This is a genomic window from Mesorhizobium sp. B2-4-2 (assembly GCF_006442845.1).
Lineage (GTDB): Bacteria > Pseudomonadota > Alphaproteobacteria > Rhizobiales > Rhizobiaceae > Mesorhizobium.
The window spans coordinates 1-17,010 of sequence record NZ_VFVM01000004.1 but is presented as its reverse complement, the minus strand read 5'-3'; the positions used below and the strand labels follow the sequence as shown (position 1 = coordinate 17,010).

Annotated in this window: 19 protein-coding genes; 4 read left to right on the top strand and 15 right to left on the bottom strand. The window is 64.7% G+C overall.

Features of this window, described 5'->3' with window-relative positions; all coding sequences use genetic code 11:
* Window positions 1-10 precede the first annotated feature (10 nt).
* From FJ942_RS10235 to sdhC, 4 genes are read right to left on the bottom strand one after another with little or no spacing between them, the layout of a single operon-like run.
* The gene (locus FJ942_RS10235) at window positions 11-790 is read right to left on the bottom strand and encodes a succinate dehydrogenase iron-sulfur subunit (RefSeq protein ID WP_140518103.1); all 780 of its coding nucleotides are present in this window, start codon (window positions 788-790) and stop codon (window positions 11-13) included.
* A 39-nt stretch (window positions 791-829) separates the two neighbouring features.
* Window positions 830-2,665 carry a succinate dehydrogenase flavoprotein subunit gene (gene sdhA, locus FJ942_RS10230; RefSeq protein ID WP_140897634.1) on the bottom strand — a complete coding sequence of 612 codons (1,836 nt, stop codon included), beginning with the start codon at window positions 2,663-2,665 and terminating at the stop codon, window positions 830-832.
* Window positions 2,666-2,669: 4 nt separating this feature from the next.
* Entirely contained in the window at window positions 2,670-3,065 is a 396-nt protein-coding gene (sdhD, locus tag FJ942_RS10225; RefSeq protein ID WP_140492709.1) for a succinate dehydrogenase, hydrophobic membrane anchor protein, read from the bottom strand.
* Between the two features lie 2 nt (window positions 3,066-3,067).
* A complete protein-coding gene (gene sdhC / locus FJ942_RS10220) occupies window positions 3,068-3,487 on the bottom strand; it encodes a succinate dehydrogenase, cytochrome b556 subunit (RefSeq protein ID WP_140518100.1) in 420 nt (139 codons plus the stop codon).
* A gap of 439 nt (window positions 3,488-3,926) precedes the next feature.
* On the opposite strand from sdhC, the gene FJ942_RS10215 reads away from it, so the two are divergent.
* Window positions 3,927-4,289 carry a hypothetical protein gene (locus tag FJ942_RS10215; RefSeq protein WP_140654923.1) on the top strand — a complete coding sequence of 121 codons (363 nt, stop codon included), beginning with the start codon at window positions 3,927-3,929 and terminating at the stop codon, window positions 4,287-4,289.
* Here FJ942_RS10215 and FJ942_RS10210 read toward each other — a convergent pair.
* Together FJ942_RS10210 and FJ942_RS10205 are read right to left on the bottom strand one after the other, a co-directional pair.
* Window positions 4,273-5,475 (bottom strand): GGDEF domain-containing protein, encoded by a 1,203-nt coding sequence (locus FJ942_RS10210; protein ID WP_140897632.1) that lies wholly within the window; start codon window positions 5,473-5,475, stop codon window positions 4,273-4,275. The two genes, FJ942_RS10215 and FJ942_RS10210, sit on opposite strands and share 17 nt — an antisense overlap.
* Window positions 5,476-5,665: 190 nt before the next feature.
* Entirely contained in the window at window positions 5,666-6,862 is a 1,197-nt protein-coding gene (locus tag FJ942_RS10205; RefSeq protein WP_140563954.1) for a GGDEF domain-containing protein, read from the bottom strand.
* Window positions 6,863-7,022: 160 nt separating this feature from the next.
* Between FJ942_RS10205 and FJ942_RS10200 the strand changes: the two genes are divergently transcribed.
* Entirely contained in the window at window positions 7,023-7,337 is a 315-nt protein-coding gene (locus tag FJ942_RS10200; protein ID WP_140492726.1) for a hypothetical protein, read from the top strand.
* Between the two features lie 87 nt (window positions 7,338-7,424).
* On the opposite strand, the gene leuC is transcribed toward FJ942_RS10200, so the two are convergent.
* The 7 genes from leuC to rplS form a co-directional block, all read right to left on the bottom strand.
* Window positions 7,425-8,834 (bottom strand): 3-isopropylmalate dehydratase large subunit, encoded by a 1,410-nt coding sequence (gene leuC, locus FJ942_RS10195; protein ID WP_140518096.1) that lies wholly within the window; start codon window positions 8,832-8,834, stop codon window positions 7,425-7,427.
* A gap of 314 nt (window positions 8,835-9,148) precedes the next feature.
* Window positions 9,149-9,784, bottom strand: a complete 636-nt coding sequence (locus FJ942_RS10185) for a class I SAM-dependent methyltransferase (RefSeq protein ID WP_140554845.1) — start codon at window positions 9,782-9,784, stop codon at window positions 9,149-9,151.
* A gap of 56 nt (window positions 9,785-9,840) precedes the next feature.
* On the bottom strand, window positions 9,841-10,653 hold the full coding sequence (locus FJ942_RS10180) for an amino acid ABC transporter permease (protein ID WP_140492737.1): 813 nt from the start codon (window positions 10,651-10,653) through the stop codon (window positions 9,841-9,843).
* A gap of 260 nt (window positions 10,654-10,913) precedes the next feature.
* On the bottom strand, window positions 10,914-11,711 hold the full coding sequence (locus FJ942_RS10170; protein ID WP_140524675.1) for a transporter substrate-binding domain-containing protein: 798 nt from the start codon (window positions 11,709-11,711) through the stop codon (window positions 10,914-10,916).
* A 178-nt stretch (window positions 11,712-11,889) separates the two neighbouring features.
* Window positions 11,890-12,399 (bottom strand): MarR family transcriptional regulator, encoded by a 510-nt coding sequence (locus FJ942_RS10165; RefSeq protein ID WP_140518092.1) that lies wholly within the window; start codon window positions 12,397-12,399, stop codon window positions 11,890-11,892.
* Complete coding sequence (locus FJ942_RS10160) at window positions 12,396-12,815, bottom strand: organic hydroperoxide resistance protein (protein ID WP_140492746.1); 420 nt, start codon at window positions 12,813-12,815, stop codon at window positions 12,396-12,398. Before FJ942_RS10160 ends, FJ942_RS10165 begins: the two co-directional genes overlap by 4 nt.
* 155 nt (window positions 12,816-12,970) lie before the next feature.
* A complete protein-coding gene (gene rplS, locus FJ942_RS10155; protein ID WP_140492749.1) occupies window positions 12,971-13,510 on the bottom strand; it encodes a 50S ribosomal protein L19 in 540 nt (179 codons plus the stop codon).
* 305 nt (window positions 13,511-13,815) lie between these two features.
* Between rplS and FJ942_RS10150 the strand changes: the two genes are divergently transcribed.
* The gene (locus tag FJ942_RS10150; protein ID WP_140518089.1) at window positions 13,816-14,568 is read left to right on the top strand and encodes a sulfite exporter TauE/SafE family protein; all 753 of its coding nucleotides are present in this window, start codon (window positions 13,816-13,818) and stop codon (window positions 14,566-14,568) included.
* Here the strand turns inward: FJ942_RS10150 and trmD are convergent.
* A complete protein-coding gene (trmD, locus tag FJ942_RS10145; RefSeq protein ID WP_140492755.1) occupies window positions 14,550-15,251 on the bottom strand; it encodes a tRNA (guanosine(37)-N1)-methyltransferase TrmD in 702 nt (233 codons plus the stop codon). The two genes, FJ942_RS10150 and trmD, sit on opposite strands and share 19 nt — an antisense overlap.
* Window positions 15,248-15,847 carry a ribosome maturation factor RimM gene (rimM, locus tag FJ942_RS10140; RefSeq protein WP_140492758.1) on the bottom strand — a complete coding sequence of 200 codons (600 nt, stop codon included), beginning with the start codon at window positions 15,845-15,847 and terminating at the stop codon, window positions 15,248-15,250. The genes trmD and rimM overlap by 4 nt, the downstream gene beginning before the upstream one ends.
* Before the next feature lie 282 nt (window positions 15,848-16,129).
* On the opposite strand from rimM, the gene FJ942_RS10135 reads away from it, so the two are divergent.
* Window positions 16,130-17,010, top strand: an 881-nt coding sequence (locus FJ942_RS10135; protein ID WP_140563957.1) for a tyrosine recombinase XerC, incomplete at its 3' end; no start/stop codon positions are given.

Below are 17,010 nucleotides of genomic sequence, written 5' to 3'. Positions count from 1 at the left end.
GAGCGAGCGCCTAAACCCTTCTCTCCACCATCATCTTCTTGATTTCCGCGATCGCCTTGGCCGGATTCAAGCCCTTGGGGCAGGTCTGCGCGCAGTTCATGATGGTGTGGCAGCGATAGAGCCGGAAGGGGTCCTCGAGATTGTCCAGCCGCTCGCCCGTGGCCTCGTCGCGGCTGTCGATCAGCCAGCGATACGCCTGCAGCAGGGTTGCCGGGCCGAGATAACGGTCGCCGTTCCACCAATAGCTCGGACAAGAGGTCGAGCAGCAGGCGCACAATATGCATTCGTAGAGCCCGTCGAGCTTCTCACGCTCCTCATGGCTCTGCAGCCATTCCTTGGCGGGCTGCGGCGAGACCGTCTTCAGCCACGGTTCGATCGAGGCGTGCTGGGCGTAGAAATTGGTGAGGTCGGGCACCAGGTCCTTGATGACGGGCATATGCGGCAGCGGGTAGATCTTGACGGCGCCCGATATGTCGTCGCAGCCCTTGGTGCAGGCGAGCGTGTTGGAGCCGTCGATATTCATGGCGCAGGAGCCGCAGATGCCTTCCCGGCAGGAGCGGCGCAAGGTCAGCGTCGGGTCGATCTTGTTCTTGATCCAGAGCAGCGCATCCAGCACCATCGGCCCGCAATCGTCCATGTCGACGAAATACGTGTCCATGCGCGGGTTCTCGTCATCATCCGGCGACCAGCGGTAGATGCGGTATTCCCTGAGATTGGTCGCGCCTTCCGGCTTCGGCCAGGTCTTGCCCTGCTGGATCTTCGAGTTCTTGGGGAGCGTGAGTTCGACCATTACCTCAGGTCCTTTCGGATGACGCGGCTGGACGTCATTTCAATACACCCTGGCCTTGGGCGCGATCTTGGCGAGACTGATGCCGCCGTCCTTTTCGGCCAGCAGCGGTTCGGTGTGCACCGGACGGTAGGAGAGCGTCACCTCACCGGTCTCGCTCAGATGGGCGAGCGTGTGCTTGCGCCAGTTGGCGTCGTCGCGGGCCGAGAAATCCTCCCGCGCGTGCGCGCCACGGCTCTCCTTGCGCGCCTCGGCGCCGTAGACCGTGGTGATGGCGTTGGCCATCAGGTTTTCCAGCTCCAGCGTCTCCACCAGGTCGGAGTTCCAGATCATCGAGCGGTCGAAAACCTTTATGTCCTTGAGCTCGCCCCAGATCTGCGAAATGCGCTTGCAACCGTTCTCCAGCGATTCCTGCGTGCGGAACACCGCCGCGTCTTCCTGCATGGCGCGCTGCATCTTTTCGCGCAGAACCGCCGTCGGCGTCGAGCCGTTGGCGTGGCGCAGCCGGTCGAAGCGGTCCATGATCTTGTCGACCGAGGCCTGGTTGGGCGACGGGATTGCCGATTTGCGGTCGATGACCTGGCCGGCACGGATCGCCGCCGCGCGGCCGAACACGACCAGGTCGATCAGCGAGTTCGATCCCAGCCGGTTGGCGCCGTGCACCGAGGCGCAGCCGGCCTCGCCTACCGCCATCAAGCCGGGCGAGACCCGATCGGGATTAAGGATCGTCGGGTTGAGCACCTCGCCCCAGTAATTGGTCGGCACGCCGCCCATATTGTAGTGCACCGTCGGCAGCACCGGAATCGGCTCCTTGGTGAGGTCGACGCCGGCGAAGATCTTCGCCGATTCCGAGATGCCGGGCAGCCGCTCGTGCAGCACCGCCGGATCGAGATGGTCGAGATGCAGGAAGATATGGTCCTTGTTCTTGCCGACGCCGCGGCCTTCCCGGATTTCCAGCGTCATGCAGCGCGAGACGACATCGCGCGAGGCAAGGTCCTTGGCCGACGGCGCGTAGCGCTCCATGAACCGCTCGCCCTCGGAGTTGACGAGATAGCCGCCCTCGCCGCGCGCGCCTTCCGTGATCAGGCAACCGGCGCCGTAGATGCCGGTCGGGTGGAACTGCACGAACTCCATGTCCTGTAAGGGGAACCCCGCCCGCGCGGCCATGCCGCCGCCGTCGCCGGTGCAGGTGTGGGCCGATGTGGCCGAGAAATAAGCGCGGCCATAGCCGCCTGTCGCCAGCACAACCATCTTGGCCGAGAAGCGGTGGATGGTGCCGTCGTCGAGGTTCCAGGCGACGACGCCTGTGCATGTGCCGTCCGGCTCCATGATCAGGTCGAGCGCGAAATACTCGATGAAGAACTGCGCGTTGTTCTTCAGCGACTGGCCGTAGAGCGTGTGCAGGATGGCGTGGCCGGTGCGGTCGGCGGCCGCGCAGGTGCGCTGCACCGGCGGGCCATCGCCGTAATTCATCATGTGGCCGCCGAACGGCCGCTGGTAGATCTTGCCCTCTTCCGTGCGCGAGAACGGCACGCCGTAATGCTCGAGTTCGTAGACGGCGGCCGGCGCTTCACGCACCAGATATTCCATGGCGTCGACATCGCCCAGCCAGTCCGAACCCTTGACGGTGTCGTACATGTGCCACTGCCAGGAGTCCGGGCCCATGTTGGAAAGCGAAGCGGCAATGCCGCCCTGCGCCGCCACCGTGTGCGAGCGGGTCGGGAAAACCTTGGTGATGCAGGCGGTGCGCAGGCCCTGTTCGGCCATGCCCAGCGTAGCGCGCAGTCCCGCACCTCCGGCACCGACGACCACGACGTCGAATTTGTGGTCGACATAGGTATAGCCTGCCGTATTGGCTTCTTTCGCGTTCTTGGCCAAAACGTCAGCCTCCGAATGCCAGTTTGAGCAGGGCGAAGAGCGAAGCCACGCCGACCGCTACGGTGAAGAAAGTGTTGAGGGCGATCAGCGCCAGCTTCATGCCTTCGCCATGCACGTAATCCTCGATGATCACCTGCATGCCGATCCGCATGTGATAAAGCGGCGAGATGAGCACAAGGGCCATCATCAGCGCCACGAACGGGTTGGCGAGCGCTGCCCGCACCTCCGCATAACCGGCGCCGTTGAGCGCGACCAGGAACCCGGTGAAGAACAGGATCAGCGGGATGTTGGCGATTGCCGTGAGGCGCTGGCGCCAGAAATGCCCGGTGCCTTCGCGGGCGGACCCCAGGCCGCGGACTTTCGCCAGCGGCGTGCGCATGTCGGTCTTTCCAGTGCTCATGGTCAGGCTCCTCGCGCCATATAGCCGGCGATCCAGATCAGCAGCGTGAGCAGGACCGAGCCGGCCAGGGTCGCCCAGGCGATCTTGGAGGCGGTATGCTTTTCGAGACCGGCGCCGGTATCCCAGATCAGGTGGCGCACGCCGCCCAGCATGTGGTGCATGAGCGCCCAGGTGTAGCCGAACAGGATCAGCCGTCCGAGCCAGGTTCCGAAGGCCCAGCTCACCCAATCGAAAGTGGCTTGCGAGCTCGCCGCCGCCATCAGCCATATCGCGACCAGGAGCGTGCCGAAATAGAGCGCGCCGCCGGTGATGCGATGGATGATCGACATCGTCATGGTGATCGGCGGCCGATACACGCTGAGGTGCGGCGAAAGCGGCCGTTCACGTCTGGCGAATTCGCGGGTGGCTGGTGATTTGCTCATGGCTCCCCCAGTTCGGCGTTCCTGGAGCCTCAGGTGGAAATGCGGCATTGCCGCTTCCGGTTGCGACTTCGGACAGCCGGTTTCTAATGCTCTTTTTGCACCGCGTCAAAGCCGGAAAACCGTTTCGAAAACGTAATTTAGTCTGATTAAAAGGCAGGTCCGGGCTTCAATCGATTAGGCGTGACGATGCCAAGCCGGCCCGTTCTCGCTGCGGTGCAGCATATATGTGGCGGCGCGGGCTTCGGCTCAGCGGCAGGTCAGCGGCGCCGAGCCCGCCTTCATCACCAGCGCCTCGCGGCCGTCGATCACGATCGCGTCATGTGCCTCGTTAACCATGTTTATCAAGACATGGGTGAGAACCGCGCCAGCCTCTTAACAAAGGTTAAGAAAAGGTTAATTTCCGATTCGAGGAGGCTTTGTCTCCAACATGGAGGACGCCATGCGTTCGAATTCGGGCAGATCGCGCCTTGCGGCGCTCACAGTGGCGGTATTGGCCGTCGGCTTCGCCGCGCCGGCGCTGGCGGACGGACGCCACCAGGATCGGGTCTACGCCGATTCCTTCGGCAATCTCGTCATCGACAGTGCCGCCGGCTACAAGCGCATCCTCGTCGGCGAAGGCAAGCTCGCCAAGCAGCTGTCCGACTATACCAGCGCCGGCCAGCCCAAGGTGATCTACGAGAACGGGGCTGAGGAGATGTCGGGCTATGGCGACTGCTATCGGCCGCCGGTGTTCGTGAAGGGGCGCAGTTATATGTATGGCCTCTCCGACGGCGAAATGCCCGAGCTCAGCCCCTGCCGCTGAACAGCGCCACGGCCTCTGGCCTGGCTGGCCCGGCGGAAGCGCGCACGCAGTCGCGCCCGGCATCCTTGGCCTGATAGAGCGCTTCATCGGCACGCCGCATCAGATCGGAAAAATGCTCGCCGGCATGAAGCTCGGCGACGCCGAAGCTTGCCGTGCAGCGATTGTCGGCGGGGAGCCCGTCGATGGGCAGCGTCCCGAAGGCGCTGCGCGCGCCTTCGGCGAACAGCCGCGCGGCGGCAAGGTTGGTGCCTGGCAGGATGATGGCGAACTCCTCGCCGCCTATACGACCGGCGACATGGTGGTCGGCCGCGGCCTCGCGCAGGAAGCGGGCAAAGGCCTCGATGACCCGGTCGCCCGAGGCATGGCCGTAATTGTCGTTGATGGACTTGAAGCGGTCGAGATCGGCGATGACCAGCGCGACTGGGACGCCCCGGCGCGCCGCTTCCCCCAGCGCCCTCTCGGCGTGATGCTCGAAGCCGCCGCGGTTGAGGAGCCGCGACAGCGTGTCCGTTTCCGATTTCGACGTCGCCTCGGCGAGCACGTCGCGCATCAGTATGGCCAGCGCCAGCAAGGCCAGCGCCACGCCGAACACGGTGCCGAGCGATTGCGATACCAGGGCATAGCTGGTCTGCAGATAGGATTGTGGGGCGGCGCCGCGGCCGCCAAGCGCATCGGCGATGAATGGCTTGCTGGCGAACTGCATGGCGCTGGCCGCCAGCACCGCCATCAGCATCCGATCGAGCCGGCCACGCCTTTGCCTGGACGACCAGACAATGCCGAACCCGGTAAGCTGCATGACGGCGTAGGGCAGTTGGTAGGCCATCTTGCTGACTAGGGACTGGCGCGGCAGATCCTGGGCGAAATAGACCGCGACAGACGCAACGGCCAGGATCAGGAGCATCGCCGACCAGGGCGGCGTCACGCCGTATCTATGCGCAAGCCCGCCGTTGAAGGCGATGGTGGCGCCAAGGAAAACGGCAAAGGCTGCGACGACCACCAGCCGCGCATTGTCGAAGGCGGGGATGCTGAATTCCACGACGAAATAGGCCATGCCCAGCACATAACCGAACGCCAGCCAGCGTGCCGAGACGCGTCCGATGTCATAGACGGCAATCGCCATGAAGGCCGCCGCCAGCAGCCCGGCAACGAACAGATTGATGACAAGGATGAAGTCCGCGCCGCCCATGATTTCCCAAGCCCCTGACGGCAGCAAACCATCGACGGGCGAAAAAGAAGTTAACGTCAGGTCATATCGGAAGGCTCGCGCACGCCTCGGAGATTGGCCGAAGGATGGTTGCCATCGCCCTTCAGGGCGAAGCAAGGAACGAAGCGGTGCGGCGCGGGTCCTGGATGATGAAGGCGTCGGCCGATCGCCTTCAGCCGGCTTTGAGCGGCTCCGGCACGAACAGCGTTTCCGGCCGCTCATAGGACAGGCGCACGCTATCGCGGCCGTTCTTCTTGGCCTTGTAGAGGGCCTCGTCGGCGCGGCGCATCAACGGCTCCAGAGCTTCGTCGCCGCTGCGCGCCGCCACGCCGAAACTGGCGGTGACCTTGGTGCCGGGCGGAAGTCCATCGACGCCGCCGGCCGAGTAGGCCACGCGCACGGCCTCTGCGAGCAGCCGCGCGGCGGCAAGATCGGTCAAAGGCAGGAGCACCGCGAATTCCTCGCCGCCGATACGTCCGGCCTCACCGCGCGTACCGGCGGCGGCGCGAAGCTTGGCGGCGAAGTCGGCGATCACCCGGTCGCCCGCGGCATGCCCATGCAGGTCGTTGAGCGCCTTGAAGTGGTCGAGATCGGCCAGCACAAGGGCCACCGGCAATTTCGCCGCCGCGCAGCGTTGCAAGAGCAGTGCCGCCCGTTGCTCGAAGCCGCGCCGGTTGAGGAGGCGAGACAGCGGATCTGTGTAGGTTTCGACCTTCAACGCCTTCATCACGTCGAGCGCGGCGGCGGAGAACAGGCAAAGCGCGATCAGCAGCGACAGCAGCGCGTGCGACAGCAACGCCGTCGTCCAATAGGAGGATGTATAGAGCTCGTCATAAGTCGCGAAAGGCCCGTGCGCGACGATGACGGCAAGCGTGCGCACGAAGAAATTCAGCCCCGCGAGCAACGCCAGGACGAACAGGATCTTTTCCGTCGGGCCATTGCCACGCACCTTGCGCAATTCGGCGGCTGCCACCAGGCTGATGCCGCCGAGCGCGAAATTGATGACGAGGACCCGCCATGTCAGGTCCGGCTGGACGAACAGGAACCAGCAAAAGGCGGCCATGCCGCCGCTCGCCAAGACGCAAAGCCCGGCATAGGGCACTCGCCGGCCATGCCGCGCCACGATCGCGCCGGCCAGGCAGGATCCGGCAACGCAGAAGCATAGATTGGAGAGCAGCTTCGACGGTGCCAAGCCAACGGGCAGCGTGAAATGCTGGAACAGGAACCCGGCCGCCGCAAGCGAATAGCTTACCGCCAGCACGGCCAGATAGGGACGGTGGCGCTGATAGAACCAAAGCACGAGGAACGCCGCGCCGAGGGCCAGCGCGATCGTCGGGTTTAACAACGCTATCAGCAGGCCGGTGTCCAAAGGACCGTGACTTCCCCTCGCTTGACGTCGGGGAAGACCTTAGGGCGCAAGCCCAAACAAGCGGTTAAGCGAAAGCGAATATGTGTCACGCGGGTGCGGAGCGTGACGTGGAACCGGCGCGCCGGACCTGCGTTTGTCCAGCGCAGAAGAGGAACCGATAATGGCCGATACAATCACCCTGACCGATCACGAGGCAATCCGTTCATGGGCCGCGTCACGCGCCGGCTTTCCGGCCATTGTCGACGTGTCGCCCGAAGCCGGCACGCAGGCGATGCTGCGGCTGGTATTCGGCCAGCACGCCTATGAGGACGAAGACCAGCCGGAGCGCCCGATCAATGCCGGAGGTTATGAGCTGGTCGAGTGGGACGAATGGTTCAAACTCTTCGATGAACGCGGGCTGGCCCTGGTGGTCGCCGCCGAAGAACCGGGGCGCCGCGAGCAGTTCCACGAGATCATCCGCCGCGACGACCGGTGAAGCTCCAACATGCTCTGGACGCTCAAGCAGAAGGCCCGGATCGCATCGCGGTCCGGGCCCTTGCGTTTCGATCGAACCAGCCGCGGTTTACTTCCAGTCGCGAATATCGACGAAATGGCCGGCGATCGCCGCCGCCGCAGCCATGGCCGGCGACACCAAATGGGTGCGCCCCTTGAAGCCTTGCCGGCCCTCGAAATTGCGGTTCGAGGTCGAGGCGCAGCGCTCATGTGGCTTCAGCCGGTCGTCGTTCATGGCAAGGCACATCGAGCAGCCCGGCTCGCGCCAGTCGAAGCCGGCGGCGAGGAAGATCTTGTCCAGCCCTTCGGCCTCGGCCTGTTCCTTGACCAGGCCGGAGCCCGGCACGATCATGGCGTTGACGCGCGGATTGACTTTTCTGCCCTCGACCACCTTGGCGGCGGCGCGCAGATCCTCGATGCGGCCGTTGGTGCAGGAGCCGATGAAGACACGGTCGAGGGCGATGTCGGTGATCTTCGTTCCCGGCGTCAGGCCCATATAGTCGAGCGCGCGCTGCTTTGAGGTGCGCTTGTTTTCGTCGGTGATGTCTTCCGGGTTCGGCACAATCCCTTGCACCGAGACAACATCCTCCGGGGAAGAGCCCCAGGAGACGATCGGCGGCAGTTTGGCCGCATCGAGCACGATCACCTTGTCGAAATGCGCGCCTTCGTCGGATTGCAGCGTCTTCCAGTAGGCGAGCGCGGCGTCCCAGGCGGCGCCCTTGGGCGCGCGCGGCTTGTCCTTGACATAGGCGAAGGTCGTCTCGTCGGGTGCGATCAGGCCGGCGCGCGCGCCGCCCTCGATCGACATGTTGCAGATCGTCATGCGGCCTTCCATCGACAGCGAGCGGATCGCCTCGCCGGCATATTCGATGACATAGCCGGTGCCGCCGGCGGTGCCGATCTCGCCGATGATGGCGAGGATGATGTCCTTGGCGGTGACGCCTTCCGGCAACTGGCCGTCGACGCGCACCAGCATGTTCTTGGCCTTGCGCTGGATCAGCGTCTGCGTCGCCAGCACGTGCTCGACCTCCGACGTGCCGATGCCGTGCGCCAGCGCGCCGAAGGCGCCGTGGGTGGAGGTGTGGCTGTCGCCGCAGACGATGGTCATGCCGGGCAAGGTGAAACCCTGTTCCGGCCCGATGATGTGGACGATGCCCTGGCGGATGTCATTCTCGGAATAATATTCGACGCCGAAATCCTTGGCGTTCTTGGCCAGAGCCTCGACCTGGATGCGGCTTTCCTCGTTCTTGATGCCGAACTTGCGCTCGGGCGAGGTCGAGACGTTGTGGTCGACCACGGCCAGCGTCTTTTCGGGATGACGGACTTTGCGGCCACTCATGCGCAGGCCCTCGAAGGCCTGCGGGCTGGTCACCTCATGGACGAGGTGGCGGTCGATATAGAGCAGGCAGGTGCCGTCGTCCTGGCGGTCGACGACGTGGTCGTCGAAAATCTTGTCATAGAGGGTGCGCGGTGCGCTCATGTGCGTAAATCCGTCGATATGAGAAAGGGAAGGGCAGACGCCGAGATGTCAGGCGAAACGAGTTGATCAGTCGGCCCGCGTAAGTCGGCTGGTCGGCGCGCCACAGACGCGCGCGGAGAAGCGCGACGGCAGGCGTTTTCTGTCCTGCAGCACGAACCCCTTGTAGGCCGGATCGCCAAAAAGCTCTTCCATGGCGGGGTAGATAGCAATGTTTTGGCTTTTCGGCAATTGGCGGTGGCTGCGCGGGACCTGGGTTCCTCGTCCTCGCGTCCACGCCTCCGGGGGATGCGCACCAAGCTTGGCGGACCCGCGGTTCAAAGCACCTCGAAGACAAACGTCTTCACCAGCGCATCCGGCTCGGCAATCGCATAGCAGCGGAACCACGGGCTTTGCTCCATCAGCCGCCATTTTCCCGTCCGTTCCAGCTCGTCGAAGACGGCCTGGAAACCACCGCTCTCGAACACCTGGTCGCGCACGGTGAAGATGGCGTGGCCGCCTTTCTTCGTGACGCGCACCAGTTCGTGCAGGCCGGAAGCCGGCGCATGGCTGATGGTGAACACGCCGGTCGAGAAGAAGGCGCGGAAATGGCCGTCGGGCCAGGGCAGCGGGCCGCCCAGCATTGCCTGCTTCAGCTCGCCATAGGCGTTGCGGCTGCCGGCGATCTTCAGCATGTCGTCCGACAGGTCGAGCCCGGCGATATCGCCGTAGCCCAGCGCCTTCAGCGACGGCCCGGACAGGCCGGTGCCGCAGCCGGCGTCGAGCAGCGGCCCTTCGCCCGCAGGCACGTGGCGCGCCACCCAGGCGGTGATGAGGAACGGCAGGAGATAGCCGAGCGAGGCGGTCTCGCTGTCATAAGTCGCGGCCCATGCGGCATAGGCCTGCGCCAGGGTTTCGGGCGTATCGGCCGTATAGACCGAATCCAGCGCAGCATTGGCCTTGTCGACGTTCATGGGCATGCTCCTCCTCCAGTGCGCAACTGGAGCGTAACGCCGTCCTTGCCGAAAGACTATTCCTGATGCTGGCGGCGCAACCGCCGTTCCAGCGCCCGGAGCGCCAAAGACAAGCCGACGGTCAGGATGAGATAGATGTAGGCTGTTATCGAATAGGTCTCGAAGAAGCGGAAGGAACCGGCGGCATAGACCTTGCCCATCTGCGTGATGTCGGCGACACCGAGCACCGAGACCAGCGAGGAATCCTTGACCAGGGCGACGAAGTCATTGCCGAGCGGCGGCAGGATGGTACGGATCGCCTGCGGAAAGACGATGAGCCGGAAACGTTGCGCCCGCGTGAGCCCGAGCGCCTTGGCCGCTTCGATCTGGCCCTTCTCGACCGCCTGGATGCCGGCCCGGAACACTTCGGAGATGAAGGCGGAATAGCCGATGGTCAGCGCCATGACGGCGCGCCACAAGAGCGAGACGTCGCGCACCTGCAACTCGCCGAGATAGCCGGTGCTCTGCAGCGGCGCGGTCAGCGCGTTCCAGGCTGCGACGAAAGCCGGTGCGCCGGCAAACGCGATCCAGAACAAAAGCACCAGGATCGGTACGCCACGGATGATCTCGACATAGAAACGCGCGATCTGCCGCAGCCACTGCGAACCCGACAATCCCATCAGCGCGATGCCGAGGCCGATGATCGAGGCCAGCGCGAAGGCGACAATGGTGACGAAGACGGTGACGCCGATGCCCTTGGCAACAGTGGCGAAGACCTGGGCATAAAGATCGCTGGCGGCGATGGCGAGCGCGGCGGCCAAGGCAAGGACAAGGGCGGCGGCCAGCCACCAGGGGAATTCAGGTTTGACGGAGGATGGTGGGGGGGCCATCAGGCGTGGCCGGCGAGGTGCATAGTGCGCAAGGCAGGCGCCAAGGCGCCCCCCTCTGTCCTGCCGGACATCTCCCCCTCAAGGGGGGAGATCAGATGTCTCATCGGCCTTCGCCAATCTTCATCGATGCTGCATGTGGGACGAAGGCCAAGCTGCCAATCTCCCCCCTTGAGGGGGAGATGCCCGGCAGGGCAGAGGGGGGCGTTCAAGCGCAAACTCAGCGCGAGTTCCCGCACGCGCACCGCCCGCATCAAGACGAACTACTGCCCCATCTTGTAATCCAGAAACCATTTCTTGTTCAGCGCATCGAACGTGCCGTCGGTCTTGAGCGCGGCGATCGCGGCGTTGACAGGCTTCACCAGGTCGGAGCCCTTGGGAAAGATGAAGCCGAAATCCTCGGTGCCCAGCGGGCCGCCGATCAGCTTCAGCTTGCCCTCGGAAGCGTCGACATAGCCCTTGCCCGCAGTGCCGTCCGTGAGCACCACATCGACGTCGCCAGTCTTCAGCGCCTGCACGGTGGCACCGAACGTCTCGAACAGCTTTATGCGCGGGTTCTGCTCATTGCCGTCCAGCACGCTGTAGACAGCGGTGTAGAAGGGCGTCGTGCCGGCCTGCGCGCCGATCAGCCCGTCCTTGAAGGCGCCGAAGGTCTTGGCGTCGGTGAAGCGGCTCTCGTCGCCGCGCACCAACATGAACTGTTCCGAGCGCATATAAGGGTCAGAGAAATCCACCTTCTGCTTGCGGTCGTCCTTGATGGTGATGCCGGTCATGCCGATGTTGTACTGGTTGTCGGAAACCGCCTGGATCATCGCGTCCCAGGAGGTGTTCTGATACTCGACGGTGAAATTCAGCCGCTTGGCGATCTCGTTCATCGCGTCATATTCCCAGCCGATCTGTTTTCCGGTCTTGGCATCGATGAACTGCAGCGGCGGATAGGCGTTTTCCGTCACCACCACCACTTTCTTGCCGCCGAGATCGGGCAGCGCCTGGGCGAAGGCGGCAACGGGCGCAAGCATGACGGCAAGCAGGCCGGCCAGCAGCAGTTTCGATTTTGTCATGACACACTCCCCGGAAGTGAAAGCGCCCGGACATGGGCCGGGCTTGCAAAGGAAATCCGGCGCCGACTTTAGCTCTCCGCAAGCGCCATGCAAGACGCTCCGCTGCGCCACGGCTGGCGAAAAACGCAAATAGATACTTTCGGCCGGGATTTTGGGAAACGATCCTTGCCGTGGCCGATCAGCCGCGCTGCGGCGCTCCGGCATCGGCCTCGCGCAGCCCGGCGACGAAGCGGGTCAGCGTGCCATGCAGCGACTTCAACTCGGCTGGGTCGAGCGGCATGCTGCAGAGCATGGCGGCGGGGATGTCCCTGGCGCGCTCGCGCAAGGCTTGGCCCTTGGCTGTCGGCTCGACCAGCACGCGGCGCTCGTCGGCAGGATCGCGCCGGCGCGTAACCAGGCCGCCGGCCTCGAGCCGCTTGAGCAGCGGCGTCAGCGTCGCCGAATCGAGGCCCAGCGCCTCGCCGAGCTCGCCCACCGTGCTCGGCGCGCGCTCCCACAGCGCCAGCATGGCCAGATATTGCGGATAGGTCAGGCCAAGCGGATCGAGCAACGGCCGGTAGAGCTTCGTCATCAATCCGCTCGCCGAATAGAGCGCGAAGCAGAGCTGGTCGCTGAGCCTTGGGACCGCGCTTGTCCCGGCGTCACCCGCCGGGACCTGGTTGGCCGTGTCTTTGGTTTTCGCCGTCATGTCGCCTTTGCCGAAATCGCCACCTCGATATTGCCCCTGGTTGCGTTGGAGTAGGGGCAGATCTGGTGCGCTGCCGATACAAGCGCTTCGGCGGCCGCCTGATCAAGACCTTTCGTCTCGGCCGCCAGGGAAACGCCGAGCAGGAAACCGCCCTGGCCGTTGGGATGGAGGCTGACAGTGGCCGTCACCGAGGCATCGCGCAGCGGCAGTTTCTGCTTGCCGGCGAGAAACCGCATGGCGCTTTCGAAGCAAGCGGCATAGCCGGCGGCGAAAAGCTGTTCGGGATTGGTGGCGCCACCCTTGCCGCCAAGCTCCTTCGGCATTGCGAGATCAAGGCTGAGCAGGCCGTCATCGGTCTGGACGTGGCCGGCGCGGCCGCCGACGGCACGCGCCTGGGTCGAATAGAGTGCGGTCATATCAAGTCTCCAAAATTAATTTGTACACGATTAATTAGTGTACCGTATCATAGAAGTCAATCCCGCTTTGGAAGCCCGCATGTGGCAAAGGGCGGGCTCCGAAACGAAAAAAAGGCGGCCGAAGCCGCCTTTTTCAGAAGTCTCTGTCGAAAGCCTTATTCGGCGGCAGCGGCTTCCGCAGCCTTGGCGGCCTCGTCGGCGGCCTTCTTCTCGGCGGCTTCCTTGGCGGCCGTCTCGGCGGCCAGCGCCTGCGCGGCGGCAACCTTCTCGGCCTCGATGCGCGCCTTCTCGGCGTTCAGCGCGTCGCGCTCCTCATCGTTGAGCTTGCGGGCGCGCACGCCGGTGTTCTCCGAAATACGGGCCGACTTGCCGCGACGGTCGCGCAGATAATAGAGCTTGGCACGACGCACCTTGCCGCGACGCACGATCTCGACGCCTTCGACCATTGGCGAAAACACCGGGAAGACGCGCTCGACGCCTTCGCCGTAGGAGATCTTGCGGACGGTGAAATTTTCCTGGAAGCCCGAACCGGCGCGGGCGATGACGACGCCTTCATAGGCCTGGACGCGGGTGCGGGTGCCCTCGGTTACGCGGACCTGGACGCGCACGGTGTCGCCGGGCTGAAATTCGGGAAGCTTGCGCTTGGCTTCGATCTTGGCGGCCTGTTCGGCCTCGAGCTGACGGATGAGATCCATCTCAATAATCCACTTCTTGTTCTTCCGACAGTCAGAGCGCCCGGCGCTCGCCTTGCAGTTCCAATGACCGCTCGGCTATGCCCTTTGTTCGAAAACATCGGGCAGGGGCGACTACACCGCCATTGTTGACGGGTCCGGCAGATTTCTCCCGGTTCGGCGGGCACATACAGCTATTTCGACGCTTTGTCACGTCTTGGCCGCGTCTTTTTTGCTCGCGTGCACCATCGTATCTGTCCACTACCGGGTTGCAAGGGCCCTTCAAGCTGCCTAAGGCGGGGCAACCATAGTTCTCCGGCGGCATCCTCATGTCCTTTTTCGACGCGGTCCTGCTATTCATGGCGGGTTTTCTTTCCGGCGCCGCCAATGCGGTCGCGGGCGGCGGCACCTTCATCACCTTCGGTGCCATGACCTTGGTCGGCCTGCCGCCGATCGTCGCCAACGCGACCTCCTCGGTGACGCAATTTCCCGGCTACATCACCTCGACGCTGGCCTACCGGGACGACATCCGCCATTTCTGGCGTGGCGCCCTGCTGCTCTGCCTGATATCGGCGCTCGGCGCACTGGCCGGCGCGCTTATCCTGCTGGCGCTGGACAATCCGTCATTTCGCGTCCTGGTGCCATGGCTGCTGCTGGCCGCGACGGCGCTGTTCGCCGCCGGGCCGTGGCTGAAGCCCGCACCCAAGCCGGGGCATGAGGCTTCCGTGGGCTCATTGGCCGGCTCGCTGGCGCAGTTCGTCACGGCCATCTATGGCGGCTTCTTCGGGGCCGGCATGGGCGTGATGATGCTGGCGACGCTCGGCCTGACCCAGGCCGGCGACTACCACCGCCTGAACGCGCTGAAAAACATGCTGGCCATGGTCATCGCAGCGGTCGCCATCGTCGTCTTCGTCTCGGGTGGCGTCGTCGCCTGGCCGCAAGCGATCATCATGATCCCCGGCGGCGCGTTGGGCGGCTATGCCGGCGTGTGGATCGCCAAGCGCGTGCCGCAGAACGTGGTGCGTGGCTTCGTCGTCGCGGTCGGGCTGTTCCTGGCTTTCTACTATTTCGCCAAGGGCTGAGGAGAGCCGAGCAAGTCCGGCCGCCGTTCCCGCGTCAGCTTCTCCGACTGTGCCCGCCGCCACGCCGCGATCTTGCCGTGGTTGCCCGAGGTCAGCACCTCGGGAATGGGCCGGCCCTCGAAATCCTGCGGCCGCGTGTAGTGCGGGTGTTCGAGCAGGCCGTTTTCAAAGCTCTCTTCTTCACCCGACACGGCATTGCCCATGACGCCGGGCAGCAGCCGCACGACCGCGTCGAGCAGCACAAGCGCCGCCGGCTCGCCACCGGACAGAATGAAGTCTCCGACCGAGACTTCCTCCAATCCTCGCGCGTCGATCACCCGCTGGTCGATGCCTTCGAAGCGGCCGCACAGGATGACGGCGCCCGGCCCGGCGGCCAGTTCGCGCACGCGCGCCTGCGTCAGCGGCTTTCCACGCGGGCTCATCAGCAGCCGTGGCCGCAAATCGCCTTCGGGCGAGGCATGGTCGATCGCCCTGGCCAAGACATCGGCGCGCATGACCATGCCGGCGCCGCCGCCGGCCGGCGTGTCGTCGACAGTGCGGTGGCGGTCGGTTGCGAAGTCGCGGATCTGGATCGCCTGCAGCGACCATGTACCCGCCTCCAGCGCCCGCCCGGCCAGCGACAGGCCAAGCAGACCCGGAAACATTTCCGGGTAGAGCGTAAGCACGGAGGCGGAGAAGCTCACCGGTTGCCCCCGGCGTCCCTCGGGCCGCGCGGCCTGCCCTTCGGGTCGAAGCCTTCCTCGCGCGGCGCTTCGCCGTCCTCGTCCTCGACCAGTCCGGCCGCCGCCTGGTTGACGCGCACAAAACCCTCGGCGATCGACACTTCGGGCACAGCGGCCTGCGTGAACGGGATTAACACGCCCTTGCGTCCGGCCAGCGTCACATCGAGGATGTCGCCGCCGCCGAAATTGTGCACGGCGACTACCTTGCCAAGGACGGCTCCCGTATCGTCCCGAACCTCCAGACCGATCAGGTCGGCATGATAGAATTCGTCCTCCTCGCCGTCATCGGGCAGCATGGAGCGATCGACGAACAGCTCCGTGCCGGCCAGCGCCTCGGCCGCGTTGCGGTCACTGACACCCTTGAAGCGCACCACGACCACGGTGTTGGCGGGCCTTATGTCGATGATCTGGAAGGCGCGGCCGTCCCTTGCGTAAAGCGGCCCGTAATCGGCGAGCGCCAGCGGATCGCCGGTAAAGGTTTTGACGCGCAATTCGCCCTTGATGCCGTGGGCGGCGCCGATCACGGCCATCTGGACAGGGTTCTGGGGCTTGCTCATGGCGCGCTTTTACCTTCGTCATCCACGGGCGGAGCAGGCGCGAAGCGACTGCGCAGACCCGAGGACCCATTCGTTACGGTGATCAAACCCACGGCAGTTCAGAAAGGCTCACGGGTTTCGTTCCTGCAACTCTCTATTTGCGGATACCCCGTTTGGCCAATCACCACGGTTTTGACTTGCCGCCGGTCGACTCCTAGCCCCACCGGATTGTCATTTCAATGACGCCTCTTCACCGCTTCCTAACCCGGCTGCCGGAAAATGACGGCGAACCGGAACGACGCCATGCAGGAATTCCTTATCCCGGCAAAGCCCGACCTCCAGGCGGCGCGCGAAAGCTGGCTCAAGATGCTCGCGCGAGAACGTCGGCTGTCGCCCGAGACGGTGGAAGCCTACGAGCGCGACACCAGGCAGTTCCTGCATTTCCTGACGGGTCATAATGGCGGCCCGCCCGGCATAGCCGACATCGCCGATCTGCGCCCGGCCGACCTGCGCGGCTTTCTCGCCGCCCGCCGCAATGAAGGCGCAGGCGCCCGCACGCTCGGCCGGGGGCTGGCCGGCATTCGCTCACTCTTGCGCTTTCTGGAACGGCGTGGTCTCGCCAACGCAGCGGGCGCGGCGGCCCTGCGCGCGCCTCGCCAACCAAAGTCACTGCCGAAACCGCTGACGGCCAGTGACGCAAAACATGTCGTTTCCGTCGAGGGTCAATTGGCGGAGGAACCCTGGATCGCCGCCCGCAACGCCGCCGTGCTGACGCTGCTCTACGGCTCGGGCCTGCGCATTTCCGAGGCGCTCGGCCTTGCCGGCGCCGAACTGGCGTCGGAGGCCGACACGGTGCTGCGCGTCACCGGCAAGGGCGGCAAGACGCGGCTGGTGCCGGTGCTGCCGGTGGCGCTCAGGGCGGTTGCCGAATACCGCCGGCTGTGCCCCTACCATCTCGACCCCAAGGGCCGGTTGTTTCGCGGCGCGCGCGGCGGCCCGCTCAACCCGGCCATCGTCCAGCGCGAGATGGCCAAGCTGCGCTCGGCGCTCAACCTGCCGGACACCGCAACGCCGCACGCCTTGCGCCATTCCTTTGCCACGCATCTGCTCGGCCGCGGCGGCGACCTGCGCACTATCCAGGAACTGCTCGGCCATGCCAGCCTGTCGACCACGCAGATCTACAC